This window comes from Allobosea sp. 10L422 (assembly GCF_056395345.1).
Window position 1 is genome coordinate 22,477 of sequence record NZ_JBFTJI010000009.1, and the last position, 17,451, is coordinate 39,927.

General features: G+C 66.4%; 17 protein-coding genes. 10 read left to right on the forward strand and 7 right to left on the reverse strand.

Features of this window, described 5'->3' with window-relative positions:
- Nucleotides 1-2: 2 nt before the first annotated feature.
- Nucleotides 3-1,199, reverse strand: coding sequence for an SGNH/GDSL hydrolase family protein (locus AC1DEZ_RS17845; RefSeq protein ID WP_476780230.1), 1,197 nt, complete (start codon nt 1,197-1,199; stop codon nt 3-5).
- Nucleotides 1,200-1,258: 59 nt separating this feature from the next.
- Nucleotides 1,259-2,491 carry a lytic murein transglycosylase gene (locus AC1DEZ_RS17850; RefSeq protein ID WP_476780231.1) on the reverse strand — a complete coding sequence of 411 codons (1,233 nt, stop codon included), beginning with the start codon at nt 2,489-2,491 and terminating at the stop codon, nt 1,259-1,261.
- A gap of 339 nt (nt 2,492-2,830) precedes the next feature.
- Between AC1DEZ_RS17850 and rnk the strand changes: the two genes are divergently transcribed.
- Nucleotides 2,831-3,238, forward strand: coding sequence for a nucleoside diphosphate kinase regulator (gene rnk / locus AC1DEZ_RS17855; protein ID WP_476780232.1), 408 nt, complete (start codon nt 2,831-2,833; stop codon nt 3,236-3,238).
- 182 nt (nt 3,239-3,420) lie between these two features.
- Here the strand turns inward: rnk and galE are convergent, their stop codons facing one another.
- Entirely contained in the window at nt 3,421-4,413 is a 993-nt protein-coding gene (gene galE / locus AC1DEZ_RS17860) for a UDP-glucose 4-epimerase GalE (protein ID WP_476780233.1), read from the reverse strand.
- Nucleotides 4,414-4,584: 171 nt separating this feature from the next.
- Here galE and galU point away from each other — a divergent pair, with 171 nt between their 5' ends.
- From galU to grxD, 6 genes are all read left to right on the forward strand, one after another.
- Entirely contained in the window at nt 4,585-5,463 is an 879-nt protein-coding gene (galU, locus tag AC1DEZ_RS17865) for a UTP--glucose-1-phosphate uridylyltransferase GalU (RefSeq protein ID WP_441510430.1), read from the forward strand.
- A 170-nt stretch (nt 5,464-5,633) separates the two neighbouring features.
- Nucleotides 5,634-6,518 (forward strand): methyltransferase domain-containing protein, encoded by an 885-nt coding sequence (locus AC1DEZ_RS17870; protein ID WP_476780234.1) that lies wholly within the window; start codon nt 5,634-5,636, stop codon nt 6,516-6,518.
- 133 nt (nt 6,519-6,651) lie between these two features.
- Complete coding sequence (locus AC1DEZ_RS17875) at nt 6,652-7,089, forward strand: acyl-CoA thioesterase (RefSeq protein WP_476780235.1); 438 nt, start codon at nt 6,652-6,654, stop codon at nt 7,087-7,089.
- A 94-nt stretch (nt 7,090-7,183) separates the two neighbouring features.
- Nucleotides 7,184-9,394, forward strand: coding sequence for a phosphoribosylformylglycinamidine synthase subunit PurL (purL, locus tag AC1DEZ_RS17880; protein WP_476780236.1), 2,211 nt, complete (start codon nt 7,184-7,186; stop codon nt 9,392-9,394).
- A gap of 12 nt (nt 9,395-9,406) precedes the next feature.
- The gene (locus AC1DEZ_RS17885; RefSeq protein ID WP_476780237.1) at nt 9,407-9,643 is read left to right on the forward strand and encodes a BolA/IbaG family iron-sulfur metabolism protein; all 237 of its coding nucleotides are present in this window, start codon (nt 9,407-9,409) and stop codon (nt 9,641-9,643) included.
- 46 nt (nt 9,644-9,689) lie between these two features.
- Nucleotides 9,690-10,025 (forward strand): Grx4 family monothiol glutaredoxin, encoded by a 336-nt coding sequence (gene grxD / locus AC1DEZ_RS17890; protein ID WP_441510425.1) that lies wholly within the window; start codon nt 9,690-9,692, stop codon nt 10,023-10,025.
- Between the two features lie 44 nt (nt 10,026-10,069).
- Here grxD and AC1DEZ_RS17895 read toward each other — a convergent pair whose 3' ends face one another.
- The 4 genes from AC1DEZ_RS17895 to tlpA form a co-directional block, all read right to left on the reverse strand.
- A complete protein-coding gene (locus tag AC1DEZ_RS17895; protein WP_476780238.1) occupies nt 10,070-10,318 on the reverse strand; it encodes a DUF1272 domain-containing protein in 249 nt (82 codons plus the stop codon).
- 239 nt (nt 10,319-10,557) lie between these two features.
- Nucleotides 10,558-12,288 (reverse strand): carbamoyltransferase family protein, encoded by a 1,731-nt coding sequence (locus AC1DEZ_RS17900; protein ID WP_476780368.1) that lies wholly within the window; start codon nt 12,286-12,288, stop codon nt 10,558-10,560.
- Between the two features lie 78 nt (nt 12,289-12,366).
- Nucleotides 12,367-13,353 (reverse strand): hypothetical protein, encoded by a 987-nt coding sequence (locus tag AC1DEZ_RS17905; RefSeq protein WP_476780239.1) that lies wholly within the window; start codon nt 13,351-13,353, stop codon nt 12,367-12,369.
- 93 nt (nt 13,354-13,446) lie between these two features.
- Nucleotides 13,447-14,076 carry a thiol:disulfide interchange protein TlpA gene (gene tlpA, locus AC1DEZ_RS17910; protein WP_476780240.1) on the reverse strand — a complete coding sequence of 210 codons (630 nt, stop codon included), beginning with the start codon at nt 14,074-14,076 and terminating at the stop codon, nt 13,447-13,449.
- 27 nt (nt 14,077-14,103) lie between these two features.
- On the opposite strand from tlpA, the gene argH reads away from it, so the two are divergent.
- From argH to lysA, 3 genes are all read left to right on the forward strand, one after another.
- A complete protein-coding gene (gene argH / locus AC1DEZ_RS17915) occupies nt 14,104-15,486 on the forward strand; it encodes an argininosuccinate lyase (RefSeq protein WP_476780241.1) in 1,383 nt (460 codons plus the stop codon).
- 151 nt (nt 15,487-15,637) lie between these two features.
- The gene (gene lptM, locus AC1DEZ_RS17920) at nt 15,638-15,901 is read left to right on the forward strand and encodes an LPS translocon maturation chaperone LptM (protein WP_476780242.1); all 264 of its coding nucleotides are present in this window, start codon (nt 15,638-15,640) and stop codon (nt 15,899-15,901) included.
- A gap of 145 nt (nt 15,902-16,046) precedes the next feature.
- Complete coding sequence (lysA, locus tag AC1DEZ_RS17925; protein WP_476780243.1) at nt 16,047-17,330, forward strand: diaminopimelate decarboxylase; 1,284 nt, start codon at nt 16,047-16,049, stop codon at nt 17,328-17,330.
- The last annotated feature ends 121 nt before the right edge of the window (nt 17,331-17,451 follow it).

Genomic DNA, 17,451 nt, shown 5'->3' on the forward strand with positions numbered 1-17,451 from the left:
GCTCAGCGCGGCCAGCGATAATCGTCGAGGCGGCCAGGGACCGGATCGGGCGCGATGCCCTGGCCGAATACGCGCTCGAGCTGCAGCTCGGCCTCGCCGCGCCCGCGCGCCTCGGTGACCGAGGCGAGCAGCGGCTGCCCGGATGTCGGGGCCTGCCCGGTCAGCGGCTGGATGGGCCCCGCCAGCGGGCGCGCCTGCAGGGCCGGGGGCAGGCCGATCGTCGGCACGCCGGCGACCATCTGATCGATCAGGCGCTCGACGCCGCCGGGCTGCAGCTCGGGGGTCGAGGGCGCGCCCGTCTCGGGCGAGACGGGCAGGGCGATCACGCTGTTCTGCGGCGCGGCCTCGATGATGCGGCGGATGACCAGGTCGACGAAATGCGCGGCCTTGCGGGCGCCGGCGGCAGTGAAATGGATGCCGTCACCGAGGCGCAGCCGCGTCAGCTGCCCGGAAACGTCGGGACCCGTCGCGGTGTAGCGGTTCTCGGCATCGACGAAGCCGCCCCACAGATCGACATATTGCCCGCCGGCCTTCTCGACGCGCTGGCGGTAAAGCTCGTTGAACGAGACGAAATCAGCCGAGAGCCGGCCGTTCTGCACGGGTGGCGCTCCGACCCAGATCAAGGGAATGCGGCGGGCCGCGAAGGCGTCGGCGATCAGGTCGATGCGGTCCCGATAGAGTTCGAGCCAGCGCGGGCTCAGGGGGTCATGGACGGTTTCGCCCTCGCGGATCGGCTGCCGGTCGTTGAGGCCGACCAGCATGACGCCCAGAGTGATCTTCTGGTCACTGGCCAGGATATCGGAAACCGCCTTCGGCCAGTCGTAGAAGTCGGTCCGGACGAGGCCCGAATCCGGCTTTGACTTGTGGAGAACCTCGGTATCCGGGCGGTCGTTCAGGGCCTCGTCAAGGCCGTTGGCCAGGAGGTTTGCGAGCGAATCTCCCATCACCACGATGTGGCTGTTGACATCGACCTTGGGAATGACCGGGTCGTCGCGGACGACGACGGGGGCCTCGCGACGGCGGATGACGGGCGCGACACGCTGGCGTGGCTGCGGCGCCGCGCGCTGCTGGGCGGCCGGCAACTGCCAAAAGAGCTGAAAGAGGTTGCGCTGTTGCTGCTGGGCAAGGGAAACCGGCCCGCCCGTGATCAGGAGCAGGCAGGCGGCAGTCAGAACCAGGGCGAGCGAACGCAGACGCATCTGCCTATCCGATCCAGCGGCCCCTATGCCCCGCACTATAGGGCGCAGCGGCCCGAAAGTCAGCGCTTGCCACGCATCCGGACCAGCAGGGCCGGGGTCGGATAGCCGTCCGGGATCTCGCCGGCGCTGATCTGGTACTGGCGCACGGCCTCGCGCGTGCCGGTGCCGATGCGCCCGTCGGCATCGTGGTTGTAGTAGCCGAGCGCCTTCAACCGGTGCTGCAAATCCTTGGTGCCGGCCATGTCGAGCCGGGCGGCCTTGACCGGCCAGTCGGCCTGGATCGCGGGGCGGCCCATGATCCTGTCGCCGAGATGCCCGACGGCGAGCGCATAGGCGTCGGAGGAATTGTACTTCTTGATGACGTCGAAATTGGCGGTGAGCAGCATCACCGGGCCGCTATGCCCGGCCGGGTAGAACAAGCGGCCTTCGCCCGAGGAGGGCAGCGCGCGTCCATCGGCCCGGCGCACCCCGGCGGAACGGAAGGAGGAGAAGCTGCCCTTGTCGAGGCGATGGTCGAAGCCATCAGGGAGCGTCACCTCCATGCCCCAGGGCAGGCCCGGCACCCAGCCATAGCTCTTGAGGTAGTTGGCGGTGGAGGCGATGGCGTCGCTGGACGAATTCCAGATGTCGGCGTGGCCGTTGCCGGTCCAGTCGACGGCGTATTTCATGTAGCTCGACGGCATGAACTGGGTGTGGCCCATCGCGCCGGCCCAGGAGCCGCGCAATTCGTCGCGCTCCGCATAGCCCTTCTCGATCAACTCGAGGGCGGTGAGCAACTCATCGCGGAAGAAGTCGCCGCGATAGCGGATCGAGGCGAGGGTAGCGAGCGAGCGGATGACGTCCTTGCCGCCCTTGAAGGAGCCGTAATTCGTCTCCATGCCCCAGACGCCGAGGACGACCTCCTTGGGTACGCCGTAGCGGGCTTCGACCTGCGCGAGGACGGTGGCGTTCTCCGCTGCTGCGTCGCGGCCGCGCTGGATGCGGGCGCCGCCGACGGCATTCTCCAGATAACTCCAGATCGGGGCGCTGAACTCGGCCTGCTTCTTGGTCAGGGCAATGATGGAGGCGTCCGGCGTCACGCCGCGGAAGGCGAGGTCGAAGGTCGCGCGCGAAATGCCGCGTCCTTGAGCCTGCGGCCAGAGTCGCTGCAGGAAGATGTCGAAGGAGGCGCTGGCCGGCGTCGCCTGCGCATTGCGGGCATGGGCGCCGGAAACATTGATCGAGCCGGTGGTCTGCGCCAGCGCAGGCGCCAGGCTGATCAAGGCCGAAGCTGCGACGACGGACAGGCGCATGGACACTCCCTGCGGATGCTGGATGGAAACACCATCACAGCGCCTGAACAAGATTAACCGCAGGTTAAGCCGACCGCGGCAGCGACGCCACCTCTCTGATTTGACAAGCCCGGGGGATTGGCGGATTCTGGCGGGATGTATAGCGCCTCACCCTTCCGCCGCGGTCTGCACCGCTCGGGCAACGTCATCGCGGGCTTCTAGCCCCGAGTCTGTCGCGCTTGGCGCCTCCGGCTCGGGGGCGCTCCCTCAATTCCGTTCACCTGCGAGTTCGCCCCTTTGATGCTGCGCGGTATTGGTCCGTCGGCAGGCGCTCGCCTTTTCGATGAAAGACCCGTCCTCATGACTGCCAAGCGTCCCGCCATCACCGTTACGGCCGCGGACCATGCCATGCTGAGCCGCATCGCGGCCGGCGCGGCCAACACCATGCCGGAGCTCGCCGCCGAGCTGAGCCATGAACTCGACCGTGCCCGCATCCTGCCGGAGGGGCGGGTTTCGGTCGATCACGCCCGGATCGGCAGCGTGATCGTCTATCGCGACGAGAGCACCAAGCGGGAAAGCACCATCACGCTGGTCTGGCCGCAGGACGCCGATATCGAGAAGAACCGCATCTCGGTGATGACGCCGATCGGCGTCGCGCTGATCGGCATGGCCGCCGAGCGCTCGATCGACTGGACGACGCGCTCGGGCGATGTGAAGCGCCTGACCGTGCTCGAAGTGCGCGAGCCGGCCGAGGAAGACCCCGCCTGAGGGCACCAGATCGAAGGCTGTCCGGAATCCGGCGGCCCTCATCCTGAGGAGCGCTTCGCAGAAGCGCGTCTCAAAGGACGTTCCCGAAGTCCCTGGAGCCTCCTGGAGCATCCTTCAAGACGCCATTCCCAAGGGAATGGCTCCTCGGGATGAAGGCTCGGGGTGTACTGGGGAGGGGTTGCTCAGCTCGAGGCGTTCCGCGTCCTGAGCTTCTCCTCCCAGGCCAACGCCTGGCCGACGATCTCCTCGAGGTCGTCATGCTCCGGCCGCCAGCCGAGCTCGACCTGGATACGGTCGGCACGAGCGACCAGCGAAGCTGGGTCGCCCGCGCGGCGATCGGCGAGGGTCACGGGGAAATCGATCCCTGAGACCTTCTTCACGACTTCGACGACCTCCTTCACCGAATAGCCCCGGCCATAGCCGCAGTTCAGCGTCAGGCTCTCCTTGCCGGCGCGCAGATGGTCGAGCGCGGCAAGATGGGCCCGGGCGAGATCGGTGACGTGGATGTAGTCGCGCACGCAGGTGCCGTCCGGCGTCGCATAGTCGGTGCCGAAGACGGTGAGGCCATCGCGCTGGCCGAGCGCGGCCTGACTCGCGACCTTGATGAGATGCGTGGCGTTCGGCGAGGACTGGCCGGAGCGGAGCTTCGGGTCGGCGCCGGCGACGTTGAAATAGCGCAGCGCGACGTAGGTGAAGCCGTGCGCCTTCGCCGCATCCTGCAGCATCCACTCGCTCATCAGCTTGGAGCGGCCATAGGGGTTGATCGGGTTGAGCGCGATCTCTTCCGGCACCGGCGAGACCGGGGGCTCGCCATAGACCGCAGCCGTGGAGGAGAAGATGACGTGCTTGACGCCGCCGCGGACGGCACTTTCGATCAATGCTCGGGTTTTCACAGTATTATTGAAATAATAACCAAGCGGATCGCTGACCGATTCCGGGACGACGATGCGTGCCGCGAAATGCGCCAGCGCCGTCACGCCATGCTCGGCGATCAGCTTCTCGACCAGCTCCTGATCGCCGATATCGCCTTGAACGAATGTCGCTTCCGGCGGAACGGCCCACCAGAAGCCGGTCGACAGGTTGTCGAGCACGACGACGCGCTCGCCCCGATCGAGGAGTTCGAGGACCATATGGCTGCCAATGTAGCCAGCCCCGCCGGAAACCAATATCGCCATTGCGTCTCTTGCCTCATCTTTGTCATGACGCCGCACTATCGAATGTCCGTTGACGGGTTCTCAAGGCCTGTCAACTATAAGCACAGATGGCTGGCAACAATGACAGTTGTGCGGCTGTTTCCGATCACTGCCCTGCCTTTGGCAAAGGCCGCCGTGCCCAATGGATTTTTCATGACGAAACGCATCCGCAAGGCCGTTCTCCCCGTCGCCGGCCTCGGCACCCGCTTTCTGCCCGCCACAAAGGCGATCCCCAAGGAGATGCTGACCATCGTCGATCGTCCGGTCGTGCAGCATGTCGTGGACGAGGCGCGCGCCGCCGGCATCGAGCACTTCATCTTCGTCACCGGCCGCAACAAGGCGGTGATCGAGGATCATTTCGACATGGCCTATGAGCTCGACGACACGCTGGCCAAGCGCAACAAGGTGAAGGAGCTGGAGGCTCTGAAGGCCGATCTGCCGGCCGCCGGCGCCACCAGCTTCACCCGCCAGCAGGCGCCGCTCGGTCTCGGTCACGCCGTCTGGTGCGCGCGCGAGCTCGTCGGCGAGGAGCCCTTCGCGCTGCTGCTACCGGACATGCTGCATTACAGCGCCGGCAAGGGCTGCCTCGCCGAGATGATCGAAGCCTATGACGAGCATGGCGGCAACCACATTGCCGTGGCGCCGGTGCCCGACGACCAGACCCATCAATACGGCATCGTCGGCGTCGAGGACGCCAAGGCCAAGGTCTCGAAGATCACCGGCATGGTGGAGAAACCGCCGAAGGGCACCGCGCCCTCGAACCTGCACATCTCCGGCCGCTACATCCTACAACCGACGATCTTCAACCTTCTGGCCAACCAGGAGAAGGGCGCCGGCGGCGAGATCCAGCTCACCGATTCCATGATCGCGCTCTCGCGGCAGGAGCCGTTCTATGCGGTGCGCTTCGATGGCGACATCTACGATGCCGGCTCGAAGATCGGCTTCCTCGCGGCGAATGTCGCCTATGCGCTCGATCGGGGCGATCTCGGCCCGCAGCTGCGCGCCGAGATCGAGAAGCTGCTCGATCGCTGAGCGGAGCACGACCCGTTCAACTCGGCCCTCGTCCTGAGGAGCCATTCCGAATAGGAATGGCGTCTCGAAGGACGGTCCAGAAAGCTCGGGAGAGGGCTGGAGCATCCTTCGAGACGCAGCCTTTGGCTGCTCCTCAGGATGAGGGCTTGTGTCTTGCTGACGGTGCAAAGTTGAGTGATCAAAGTCTCGTCTTCGACCGCGCGCTCGGCCGTTCGCGGCTCAGGCGCGCGCTCGCACAGGACTATCCGGATTTCCTGCTGCGACGCGCGGCTGATGATCTGGAGGAGCGGCTCGGGGCCGTTCTGCGCGAGTTTGCCGTGGCGGCCGATCTCGGCACGCCACTACCGCTCGTTGCGCCCGTCCTCGCCGGCAAGGCGGGGCGGCTGCTGCGGATGGCGGAGGCCGAGGGGACGGCGGCCGATCTGATCGGCGATCTCGAACGCCTGCCTTTCGCCGCCGGTTCTCTCGATCTTGCCGTCTCGCTGCTGGCGCTGCACGGCGTCAACGACCTGCCCGGCGCACTCATCCAGATCAAGCGGGCGCTGCGGCCAGACGGACTGTTCATGGCCTGCATGCTCGGCGGGCGCTCCCTGCAGGAATTGCGGCAGGCGCTGCTCGAAGCCGAAAGCGATACGACGGGCGGGGTCAGCCCACGCGTCGCGCCCTTCGCCGATCTGCGCGATCTCGGCGGGCTCCTCCAGCGTGCCGGCTTCGCCCTGCCCGTGATCGACAGCGAGATCGTCACGGTGCGCTATCGCGACGCCTTCGGACTGTTCCGCGATCTGCGGGCCATGGGCTGGGCCAATGCGCTCGTCGCGCGGCGCAGGGCGCCGCTGCGGCGCGAGACGCTGCTGCGCGCCGCCACGCTCTATGCCGAACGCTTCGCCGATGCCGACGGGCGGCTGCCGGCGACCTTCGAGTTCGTCTGGCTCTCCGGCTGGGCACCGCATGAGAGCCAGCAGAAGCCGCTGCGGCCGGGCTCGGCCAAGGCGAGATTGGCAGATGCGCTCGGCGTGCCCGAGATCAAGACCGGCGAGAAACCGGGGGAAGGCTAAGAATGGTTGTGCCCGCGCCGTCATGGTGGTCGGGCTTGTCCCGACCATCCGCGTCCTCCTTCCTCGAATGCGGTGTTCAAGACGTGGATGCTCGTCACAAGGGCGAGCATGACGGTGGGAGGATTTGCCGGATATGAGGGAGCGCCAGCCCCGCCTCACGCGCGCCGACTTTCGCGTCTTTCGCGCCATTCCGACGCGATGGCACGACAATGACGCCTACGGCCACGTCAACAATGTCGTCTATTACGGCTGGTTCGACACCGCGGTGAATGCCTGGCTGATCGAAGGCGGTTTCCTCGACCTCGCCGGCAGCGAGATCGTCGGGCTCGTGGCCGAGACCGGCTGCACCTATTTCGAGAGCGTCGCCTTTCCCGAGACGGTGGAGGCGGGGATCGCTGTCGAGCGCCTCGGCAACAGCTCCGTCACCTACCGCATTGGCATCTTCCGACAAGGTGGCGCAGAGGCCGCGGCGCAGGGGCGCTTCACCCATGTCTATGTCGAGCGGGCCGACCAGAAGCCGGTTCAGATTCCGGCGCCGCTCCGGGGCGCTCTGGCCGCCATCCAGTGCTGAAAGCGCCGTTCGCGCCGCGAATGTTGTCTCGCGGGCGCAGGCAGGCTATGCCCCTGCCAAATCCCCTCGCCGGACCGCCAGGAACCCTGAGCCCGTGATTCCGAACGATACCAAGATCACCCCGCAGCTCGTCGCCGAGCACGGCCTGAAGCCGGACGAGTACCAGCGCTTCCTGCATCTGATCGGCCGCGAGCCGACGATCACGGAGCTCGGCATCGTCTCGGCGATGTGGAACGAGCACTGCTCCTACAAGTCGTCGAAGATCCATCTGAAGACCTTGCCGACCAAGGCGCCCTGGGTGATCCAGGGTCCCGGCGAGAATGCCGGCGTCATCGATATCGGCGACGGCACGGCCATCGTCTTCAAGATGGAGAGCCACAACCACCCGTCCTTCATCGAACCCTATCAGGGCGCGACGACGGGCGTCGGCGGCATCCTGCGCGACGTCTTTACGATGGGCGCCCGGCCGATCGCCGTGCTCGACGCGCTGCGCTTCGGCGATCCCGACCATCCCAAGACCCACCATCTCGTCTCGGGCGTCGTCGCCGGCATTGGCGGCTACGGCAACTCCTTCGGCGTGCCGAATGTCGGCGGCGCCACCGGCTTCCACACGCGCTATGACGGCAACATCCTCGTCAACGCGATGGCTGTGGGCATCGCCCAGGCCGACGAGATCTTCTATGCCAAGGCGTCGGGCGTCGGTAAGGCGATCGTCTATCTCGGTTCCAAGACCGGGCGCGACGGCATCCATGGCGCGACCATGGCCTCGGCGGAATTCGACGACAAGTCGGAGGAAAAGCGCCCGACCGTGCAGGTCGGCGACCCCTTCGCCGAGAAACTCCTGCTCGAAGCCTGCCTCGAGATCATGGCCGCCGGCCATGTCGACGCGATCCAGGACATGGGCGCGGCCGGCCTGACCTGCTCGGCCGTCGAGATGGGCGCCAAGGGCGATCTCGGCGTCGAGCTCGACCTCGACAAGGTGCCCTGCCGCGAGGATGGCATGAGCGCCTATGAGATGATGCTCTCGGAAAGCCAGGAGCGCATGCTCATGGTGATCAAGCCGGGKCAYGAGGASSCSGCCGAGGCGATCTTCARGAAATGGGGGCTCGATTTCGCGGTCATCGGCCACACCACCGACACGCTGCGCTTCGTTATCAAGCACAAGGGCGAGGTCATGGCGGACCTGCCGATCAAGGAGCTCGGCGACGAGGCCCCCGAATACGACCGGCCCTGGATCGAGGCCCCGCCGCAGCAGCGCATCGCCGCGGAGAGCGTGACTCCGCCCTGCGGCAATGCCGAGGCGCTGAAGAAGCTGATCGGCTCGCCGGATCTCTCCTCCAAGCGCTGGATCTGGGAGCAGTACGACACGCTGATCCTCGGCAATTCGGTGGTGACGCCGGGCGGCGACGCCGGCCTGATCCGCATCGAGGACGGGCCGAAGGGCCTCGCCATGACCGCCGACGTGACCCCGCGCTACTGCGAGGCCGATCCCTTCGAGGGCGGCAAGCAGGCCGTGGCCGAAGCCTGGCGCAATCTCACCGCGACCGGCGCGACGCCGCTCGCGATCACCGACAATCTCAATTTCGGCAATCCCGAGAAGCCCGAGGTCATGGGCCAGCTCGTCGGTTGTATCCGCGGTATCGGCGAGGCCTGCAAGGCGCTCGATTTCCCCGTCGTCTCCGGCAACGTCTCGCTCTACAACGAGACCAACGGCATCTCGATCCTGCCGACTCCGACCATCGGCGGCGTCGGTGTGCTCGCGGATGTCACCAGGCACGCGACCATCGCCTTCAAGGCCGAAGGCGAGGCGATCATCCTGATCGGCGAAACGCAGGGCTGGCTTGGCCAGAGCGCCTATCTCGCGACCGTCTGCGGCCGCGAGGAGGGCGCGCCGCCGCCGGTCGACCTCGCGACCGAGCGCCGCAACGGCGACTTCGTGCGCGGGCTGATCACGAACGGCAAGGTCACTGCCTGCCATGATCTCTCGGATGGCGGCCTCGCCGTCGCGCTCGCCGAGATGGCGATGGCCAAGGGCATCGGCGCGGCGATCGAGACGCTGCCGGCCGGCCCGGCCCATGCCGCGCTCTTCGGCGAGGATCAGGCGCGCTATGTCGTGACGGTTCCCGCGGCTCAGGCCGATGTCGTGATTGCCGAGGCTAGGACGGCCGGCGTGCCGGCGCTCGCGATCGGCCGCACGGGCGGTGCGACGCTTGCGCTGCCGGGCGAGACGGCGCTGGCGCTCGCCGATCTCAGCAAGATCCATGAAGACTGGCTGCCGTCCTACATGGCCAGCAAGGTCGACTGAGGAGTTCGGACCATGGCGATGGACGCTCACGAGATCGAGCGCATGATCAAGGCGGCGCTGCCGGGTGCGGCGGTCGAGATCAAGGATCTGGCTGGCGATGGCGACCACTATGCCGCGACGGTCACCTCGGCCGCCTTCAAGGGCAAGACCCGGGTGCAGCAGCACCAGATGGTCTATGCCGCGCTCCAGGGGAATATGGGCGGCGTGCTGCATGCCCTTGCGCTGACGACGGCGGTTCCCCAAGATTAGAACGAAACCATCCGGCGGGCCTTGAACCCGCTTCAGGAGACAGACGATGTCCGACGTCAACGCCCGCATCGATGCGGAAGTGAAGAACAACGACGTGGTGCTCTTCATGAAGGGCACGCCGCAATTCCCGATGTGCGGCTTCTCCGGCCAGGTCGTGCAGATCCTCAGCTATGTCGGCGTGCCCTTCAAGGGCGTCAACGTGCTCGAGGATCAGGAGATCCGCGAGGGTATCAAGGCCTATTCGAACTGGCCGACGATCCCGCAGCTCTACGTCAAGGGCGAGTTCGTCGGTGGCTGCGACATCACCCGCGAGATGTTCCAGGCTGGCGAGTTGCAGCAGCTCTTCGAGGAGAAGGGCATCGCGGTGAAGCAGGCGAGCTGAGGCTCGCCGGTTTCCCGATCAGCTTTCTGATCTGACCGCTTTTCTCAAGCCGCTGCGCATTGCGGGTGCGGCTTGCGGATGCGTTCGGTCGAGGCCGGGTATTTATCCAGCATACGCTCGGGCCTGATCGGCCGGCGTACGAGGTCGCCGCCGCAATTCGGGCAGGTGCCGGCGAAGCGTGTTTCCGTGCAATCGGCGCAGAATGTGCATTCAAAGGTGCAGATCAGGGCCTCGCGCGATTGCGGCGGCAGGTCGCGGTCGCAGCATTCGCAGTTCGGGCGCAGTTGCAGCATGGCGTCATCTCCTTGCGATCGGCCGGGAGAATGACCGCAAACAGGGACGAAACCAGCGATTTCGCGTGATCCGACCGATCAATGGCGCGGATCGATGAGGCTGGCCGTCATTCTCGGGCGAAGCGAAGCGCAGACCCGAGAATCTCCTGCAGGATAAGGCGCCCCCTACGGCCAGAGATGCTCGGGTCAAGCCCGAGCATGACGGCACCCCATGTCCGTGGCGGGCGGCGGTCCGGCCCTCACTTCACCAGCAGCCAATCCTCGATCACCAGCGCGTCGAGCCCGCTGGTGTAGAACATCAGGATCGCATCCTCCGCCGTGTGCAGGATCGGCTTGCCCATGATGTTGAAGGAGGTGTTGAGGACCACCGGCACTCCGGTCAGCTGGTGGAAGGCCGAGATCAAGGCGTGGTAGCGCGGATTGCGCTCAGGCGTGACGCTCTGGAGACGACCGGTCGCATCCTCATGCACCACGGCCGGGACGCGCCGGCGCACCGCTTCCTTCCAGACGAGCGTGCGCTCCATATAGGGCGCGTCCTGATAGTTCTCGAACCAGTCGGCGGCGTGCTCGGCGAGGATCGAGGGCGCAAAGGGCCGGAAAGCCTCGCGGTACTTCACCTTGGCGTTGAGGATGTCCTTGGCGTCGGCCGGGCGGGGATCGGCGATGATCGAGCGGTTGCCGAGCGCACGCGGCCCGAATTCGGCACGGCCCTGCACCCAGCCGATCAGCTTGCCCTCGGTCAGCAGTTTCGCCGTGACCGGCGCGATTTCGTCGGGCTGGAGCTTGCGCAGCCGCTGCTCCCAGAGCTGCATGCGCTCGAAGGGTTCGGTCGAAACGTCTGAGCCCAGATAGGGGGTGAGCGGGCCCTTCGGCGCACGCCAGTCCGGATTCGTCTCGGCATGGGCGAGCCATGCGGCACCGATGGCATTGCCGTCATCGGCCGGGGCAGAGGGCACGAAGACGGTGCTGAAGCCGTGGCGGCCGGCGATCTTGCCGTTGAAGGAGGAGTTGAGCGCGCAGCCGCCGGCCAGGACGAGGTTCTCGCTCGGCACGAGCGCTGCAGCTTCCCCGAGCAACGCCTCCATCATCTCGGCGAAGACGTCCTGCCCGCAGCGGGCGAGATCGGCCCAGCCCTGATCGAGTGCGTCGGCCGGGCGCCTCGCCAGGATTTCGGCCGCAACCGCCTGCACGACATCGGCCTTGGCGAAGGAGAGCTTGTGGCCCTCGATCAGGTAGAGCTTGCGCAGCAGCGCCATCAGCGCCGGGTCGGTCTTGCCGTAGGGGGCTAGCCCCATGATTTTCCACTCCTCGCCCTTGGCCTGGTCGAAGCCGGCGAGGTCGGTGACGAGCCCGAAATAGAAGCCGATCGATTCCCGGCCGCGATGGCGCTTCACCTCGCGAAGCCGGCCGTTCTCCAGTGCGAAGATGGCGGAGGCCCCAGTCTCGCCCATGCCGTCGACGACGAGGCAGGCGGCATTGTCGAAGGGCGAGGACCAGCACGCATAGGCGGCGTGGCTGAGATGGTGGCCGTAGCGCTTCAGGCCGCTGACATTGGCCTTGCCATGGGCGCGGTCGAGCCCGAGCAGTACGCCCATGCCGGCGCGCTGCTGGGCGTGATGGAGCGAGGTGATCAGCGCGCGCTCGGTGCGCTCGGGCACGAGCGAGCGGTTGAGCTCCGGCGAGAGCTTGAGCAGCGCATCGAGGGTGAAGGAGCCGGCGCGTGCCATCTGGTCGAGGAAGCCGGTGAAGTCCTCGCTCCAGCTGGTGGCGATGGTGACTTCGGCGTCCTTCGGGATGTAGCGCTTCAGCAGCCCCTCCATGCGCAGCGCCGAGTCGGGCTCGCAATTGGGCGCGCGCTTGTATTGCAGGTAACGCTCGGTCGCCTCGGCGAAGAGCACTTCGCCGCCGGGGCCGATGATCGCGATGGCGGGATCGTGGAAGGTGGTGGCGAGGCCGATGGTATAGCGCATGGACATGCCTTTACCCGTGCCGGGGCACGGCGCCAATCGGGTCGGAGCCGCTGGGAGAGGCCCGGAGCTGGCGAATGGCTACTTTGCCGTAAAGGCGATGCTCGCCGCCGTCTGGTCAATGGCCGGCTGAAGCTTCGGCATCTCGCTTTCGTCGGCCATCACGATCAGGCGGACGAAGCGTCCGTCCGGCCCAATGGCGAGATATTGCGCGAAGGCCTTGTCGCCGCCGCCGGGATGTTTGAAGCGGCCCGTGAGCGCCATGCCGTCGGCGCCGGCAAAGGGCACGCGGTTGCGTTCCATGATGGTGGCGTTTTCGAGGTTATGGGTGCTCTTGAGCAGCGTCTCGGACAATTCCTGCTCCTGGCCGGGCTTCGCCGGCCCCGAAGCCTGATAGGCGACGACCATCAATGGCTGGGTCCCGGCAGGATCGGTGTTCTTGTCGCCGACAGTCATCATGACCCCGGAGCCGCCGATGGTGTCGATCACGCGGAACGGCGCGCCGGCCTTGATGGCGAAGGGCAGGGCGGCGAGCTTGTCGTCGAGCGAGGGCTCCTTGCCGAGCGAGACGGAGGCGAGCATGGCCTTCACCGCGGCAGGGGCGAGCTTGGCCTTCTGCGGAGCCTGCACCGTCAGCATCACGGTCTTTTCGCCCTTGTACAGGGCGATCCATTTGTCGAACCGGTCGCCGGTGGGAGCGATCTGCGTGCCGGTGAGCAACGGCACCTTCTCGCCCCCGACATCGATCCGGGTCGCGGACGTGATGGTGATGTTCTGCCGGGCAAAATTCGCCTTGGCCATGTCGGCATTGCCGAACAGGGGCGAAAGCTGCGGATAGGCCTCGGGCGGGAGCTCGACGATCAGAACGGTTGCCTGGGTCGCCTTGTTCATCAGCCCCGCGAAGCTGGTCGCGGGCTCAAAACCCTTCGGCACGGCAAGCGAGACGCTGGTGCCGGCGACGGGCCTGCGCTCCTGGGCGCCGGCCGGTCCCGCCGCCAGCAGCACGAAGGCGAGGGCGACAGCTCCCAATCCGCCGAAGCGTCCCGCGCGGAATCGGTCAGTCGACATGGTTCGTCCTTCTCGTGCTCGATCTCGTCCGCAACAGAACGCCGCAATGCGACGAGAGTTCGTCAACATGCTGCGATTGCGGCGACGTTGCGGTCAGGGCTTGCCGATCGCGGCCTTCATCAGCGCCTTCGAATCGGCGCTCGCCCAGTCGGCCGGGCCCTGGATGATGCCGAGTTCGCAGCCGGATTTGTCGACGATGATGCTGACGGGCATGCCCTCGACTTTGTGGGCGGCGCGCAGCGCCTGGAAGGTCGCTGCCTGCGGGTCGCTGTAGAAGGGCAGGTTGGTGACCTTGTTCTCCGCGAGCCAGCTCTTTGGCTTGTCGAGATTGCGCGTGTCGATGTTGATCGCGACGACGGCGAAATCCGGCCCGCCCATCTCCTTCTGCAGGGTGTCGAGCGCGGGCATTTCCTTCAGGCAGGGCGCGCACCAGGTCGCCCAGAGATTGACCAGCAGCGTCTTGCCCTTCAATGCCGCGAGCGTCATCGGCTGGCCGTCCGGTCCGGCGAAGGCGAGCTCCGGCGCCGGCTGCGGGCGGGTGCGCAGCTCGACCGCGGCGACCTCGCCCTTCACCAGCGGCTTCATGCGCTCGGCGGTGGTGCGTGCCACGCTGCATGATCCGTTGCCGGCATCGCCCGTGACGGAGTAGAAGGCGGCGCCGCCGCCGAGGGCGAGGAGGGCCAGAGCCCCGGTTGCGGCCAGAATTTTCGTTCGAGACCTCATCGCGCCCTAGAAGCAGGAAAGACCGTCGTGAGCAATCGCATGTGGGGTGGGCGTTTCGCCACAGGTCCAGGCGCCATCATGGAGGAAATCAACGCCTCCATCGATTTCGACAAGAAGCTCTGGCGCCAGGATATCCGTGGTTCGCTCGCCCATGCGGCCATGCTGGCCGAGACCGGCATCCTGACGAAGGACGATGTCGCGACCATCATCGCCGGCCTCAAGCAGGTCGAAGGCGAGATCGAGAGCGGCGCCTTCACGTTTTCGCGTGCGCTCGAAGACGTCCACATGAACGTCGAGTCCAACCTCAAGGACAAGATCGGCGCCGCAGCCGGCCGGCTGCACACCGCCCGCTCGCGCAACGATCAGGTCGCAACCGACATGCGGCTGTGGGTGCGCGACACGCTCGACGAGATCGACGGCCAGATGGCCGATTTGCAGCAGGCGCTCGCCGAGAAGGCCGACAGCTATGCCGGCGCGGTGATGCCGGGCTTCACCCATCTGCAATCGGCGCAGCCGGTTACCTTCGGCCATCATCTCCTGGCCTATGTCGAGATGCTCGGCCGCGACCGTGGCCGTGTCCGCGATGCCCGTGCGCGCCTCAACGAATGCCCGCTCGGTGCGGCGGCGCTCGCCGGCACCTCTTTCCCGATCGACCGCCACATGACGGCGAAGGCGCTCGGCTTCAACCGCCCGACGGCGAACTCGCTCGATTCGGTCTCGGATCGCGATTTCGTGCTGGAGACGCTTTCGACGGCCTCGATCTGTGCCATGCACCTCTCGCGGCTTGCCGAGGAGATCGTGCTCTGGGCGACGCCGCAATTCGGCTTCGTCAAGCTCTCGGACGCCTTCTCGACGGGGTCCTCGATCATGCCGCAGAAGCGCAACCCCGATGCGGCCGAGCTGGTGCGCGGCAAGGCAGGGCGCGTCTTCGGCGCGTTGCAGGCGCTGCTGACCATGATGAAGGGCTTGCCGCTCAGCTATTCCAAGGACATGCAGGAGGACAAGGAAGGCACTTTCGACGCCCTCCAGACGCTGTCGCTCTGCCTCGCCGCGATGGCCGGCATGATCCGCGACATGCAGCCCGACCTCAAGGCGATGAAGAAGGCGGCGGGTTTCGGCTACGCCACCGCGACGGACCTCGCCGACTGGCTGGTGCGCGTGCTCAAGATGCCGTTCCGCGACGCACATCATGTCACCGGCCGGCTCGTCGGAATCGCCTCGGAGAAGAAGGTTGGGCTGGAGAAGCTCTCGCTCGCCGAGATGCAGGCGGTGGAGCCGAAGATCACCGAGGCCGTCTTCGCCGTTCTCGGCGTCGATCAGTCGGTCAAGAGCCGCGTGAGCTATGGCGGCACGGCTCCGGCCAATGTCCGCAAGCAGGCGCGGCGCTGGCTGAAGCAGCTCGCGAAGTAGTGCGTCATGCTCGGGCTTGACCCGAGCATCCCTTGCAGGGGATTCTCGGGTCGGCACTGCGCTTGCCCGAGAATGACGCTTCCGGAAGCCTCGCGCTGCGCCGCATCCTCCGCTACTGTCCCGCCACGCTTCGTTCCGAGGGTTCGCTTTCGTGCTTGATTCCCGCCTGAAATTCGGCCGCGCCCTGCTGGTCGTCGGCCTGCTGGCCGTTGCACTCGCCGCCTGCGGGCGAAAGGGGCCGCTCGAGGCGCCGCCGAATGCGACGGGCGCACTCGATCTGCCCGACGATCAGGTCGGCGCCCAGGAGAACGATGTTTCCTCCTACGGTTCGGCCTCGGTGCTGGCGAAGCCGGTCAGGGCCAACAAGGCGATCGTCGTGCCGAACAAGCCGTTCATCCTCGATCCGCTGATGTAACGATCATTTTTGCTGCCGCGTCGGTTTCGCGCGTCATGCTCGGGCCAGGCCCGGGCATCTCCTGAGAGAGATTCTCGAGCCTGCGTCTCGCTGCGCCCGAGAATGACGGCGGGTGCACCGCGTCTATCATTGCGAGCTTAACCCCATGCATCATTTCGCCTATCGCGACGGCTCGCTCCATGCCGAGGGCGTCGATCTCAAGCGCATCGCCGACGAGGTCGGCACGCCGGTCTACGTCTATTCCACCGCGACGATCGAACGCCACTACAAGCTCTTCGCGGCGGCGATGAAGAAGGCCGCCGGCAAGACGCATGTCTTCTACGCCATGAAGGCCAACGGCAATCTCGGCGTGCTGAAGACCCTGGGCGCGCTCGGCGCCGGCATCGACACGGTCTCGGAAGGCGAGGTGCGCAAGGCGCTCGCTGCCGGCATCCCGCCGGAGAAGATCGTGTTCTCGGGCGTCGGCAAGAGCGAGCAGGAGCTGCGCTTCGCGGTCGAGGCCGGGCTCTACCAGATCAATATCGAGAGCGAGAGCGAGCTCGACCTGCTGTCCAAGGTCGCGGCTTCACTCGGCAAGCGGCAGGAGGCCGTGTTCCGGGTCAATCCCGATATCGGCGCCGGCGGCCATGCCAAGATCACGACCGGATCGTCGGAAAACAAGTTCGGCGTCTCCTTCGAGGAGGTCCACCGGCTCTATGCGCGGGCGGCCAACATGCCGGGCGTCCGGATCATGGGCCTTGCCGTTCATATCGGCAGCCAGATCCGCGAGATCGATGCCTTCGAGGCGGCCTATTCCAAGATGGTTGCGCTGGTCGGCTCGCTGAAGGGCGAGGGGCACCGCGTCGACCGGCTCGACCTCGGCGGCGGGCTCGGTATCCCCTACGACATCCCGAAGACCTTCGACTACGGGCCGGGGCTGATCGATGCCTATGCCGAGATGGTCGGCAGGGTGACGAAGGGCCTCGATGTCGAGCTCGGCTTCGAGCCGGGCCGCCTGATCGTCGGCAATGCCGGCGTGCTGCTGACCCGGGTGCTGCATCTCAATCCGCGCCCGACCAAGCAGTTCCTCGTCGTCGACGCCGCGATGAACGATCTCGTCCGGCCGGCGATGTACGAGGCCTACCACGAGATCTGGCCGGTGGCGGAGCCTGAGATCGGCGGCCCCGAGGTTGCCTATGACGTCGTCGGGCCGATCTGCGAATCCGGCGACACCTTCACGGCCGGCCGGGTCCTGCCGCAGCTCGGGCGGAACGATCTCATCGCCTTCATGACGGCCGGCGCCTACGGTGCCTCGATGTCCTCGACCTACAACCAGCGGCTGCTGATCGCCGAGGTCATGGTCAAGGGCGACGACTATGCCGTGACGCGGCCGCGCCAGAGCTATGAAGACCTGATCGGAACCGACCGGCTGCCCGGCTGGTTTGCGTAAATCCGTGCGTCATTCTCGGGCTTGACCCGAGAATCTCATGACCAGCGGGCTCTGGTTTCGGAGATGCTCGGGTCAAGCCCGAGCATGACGGCGTGTGCGTCCGTTCACGAAACGTCGAGCG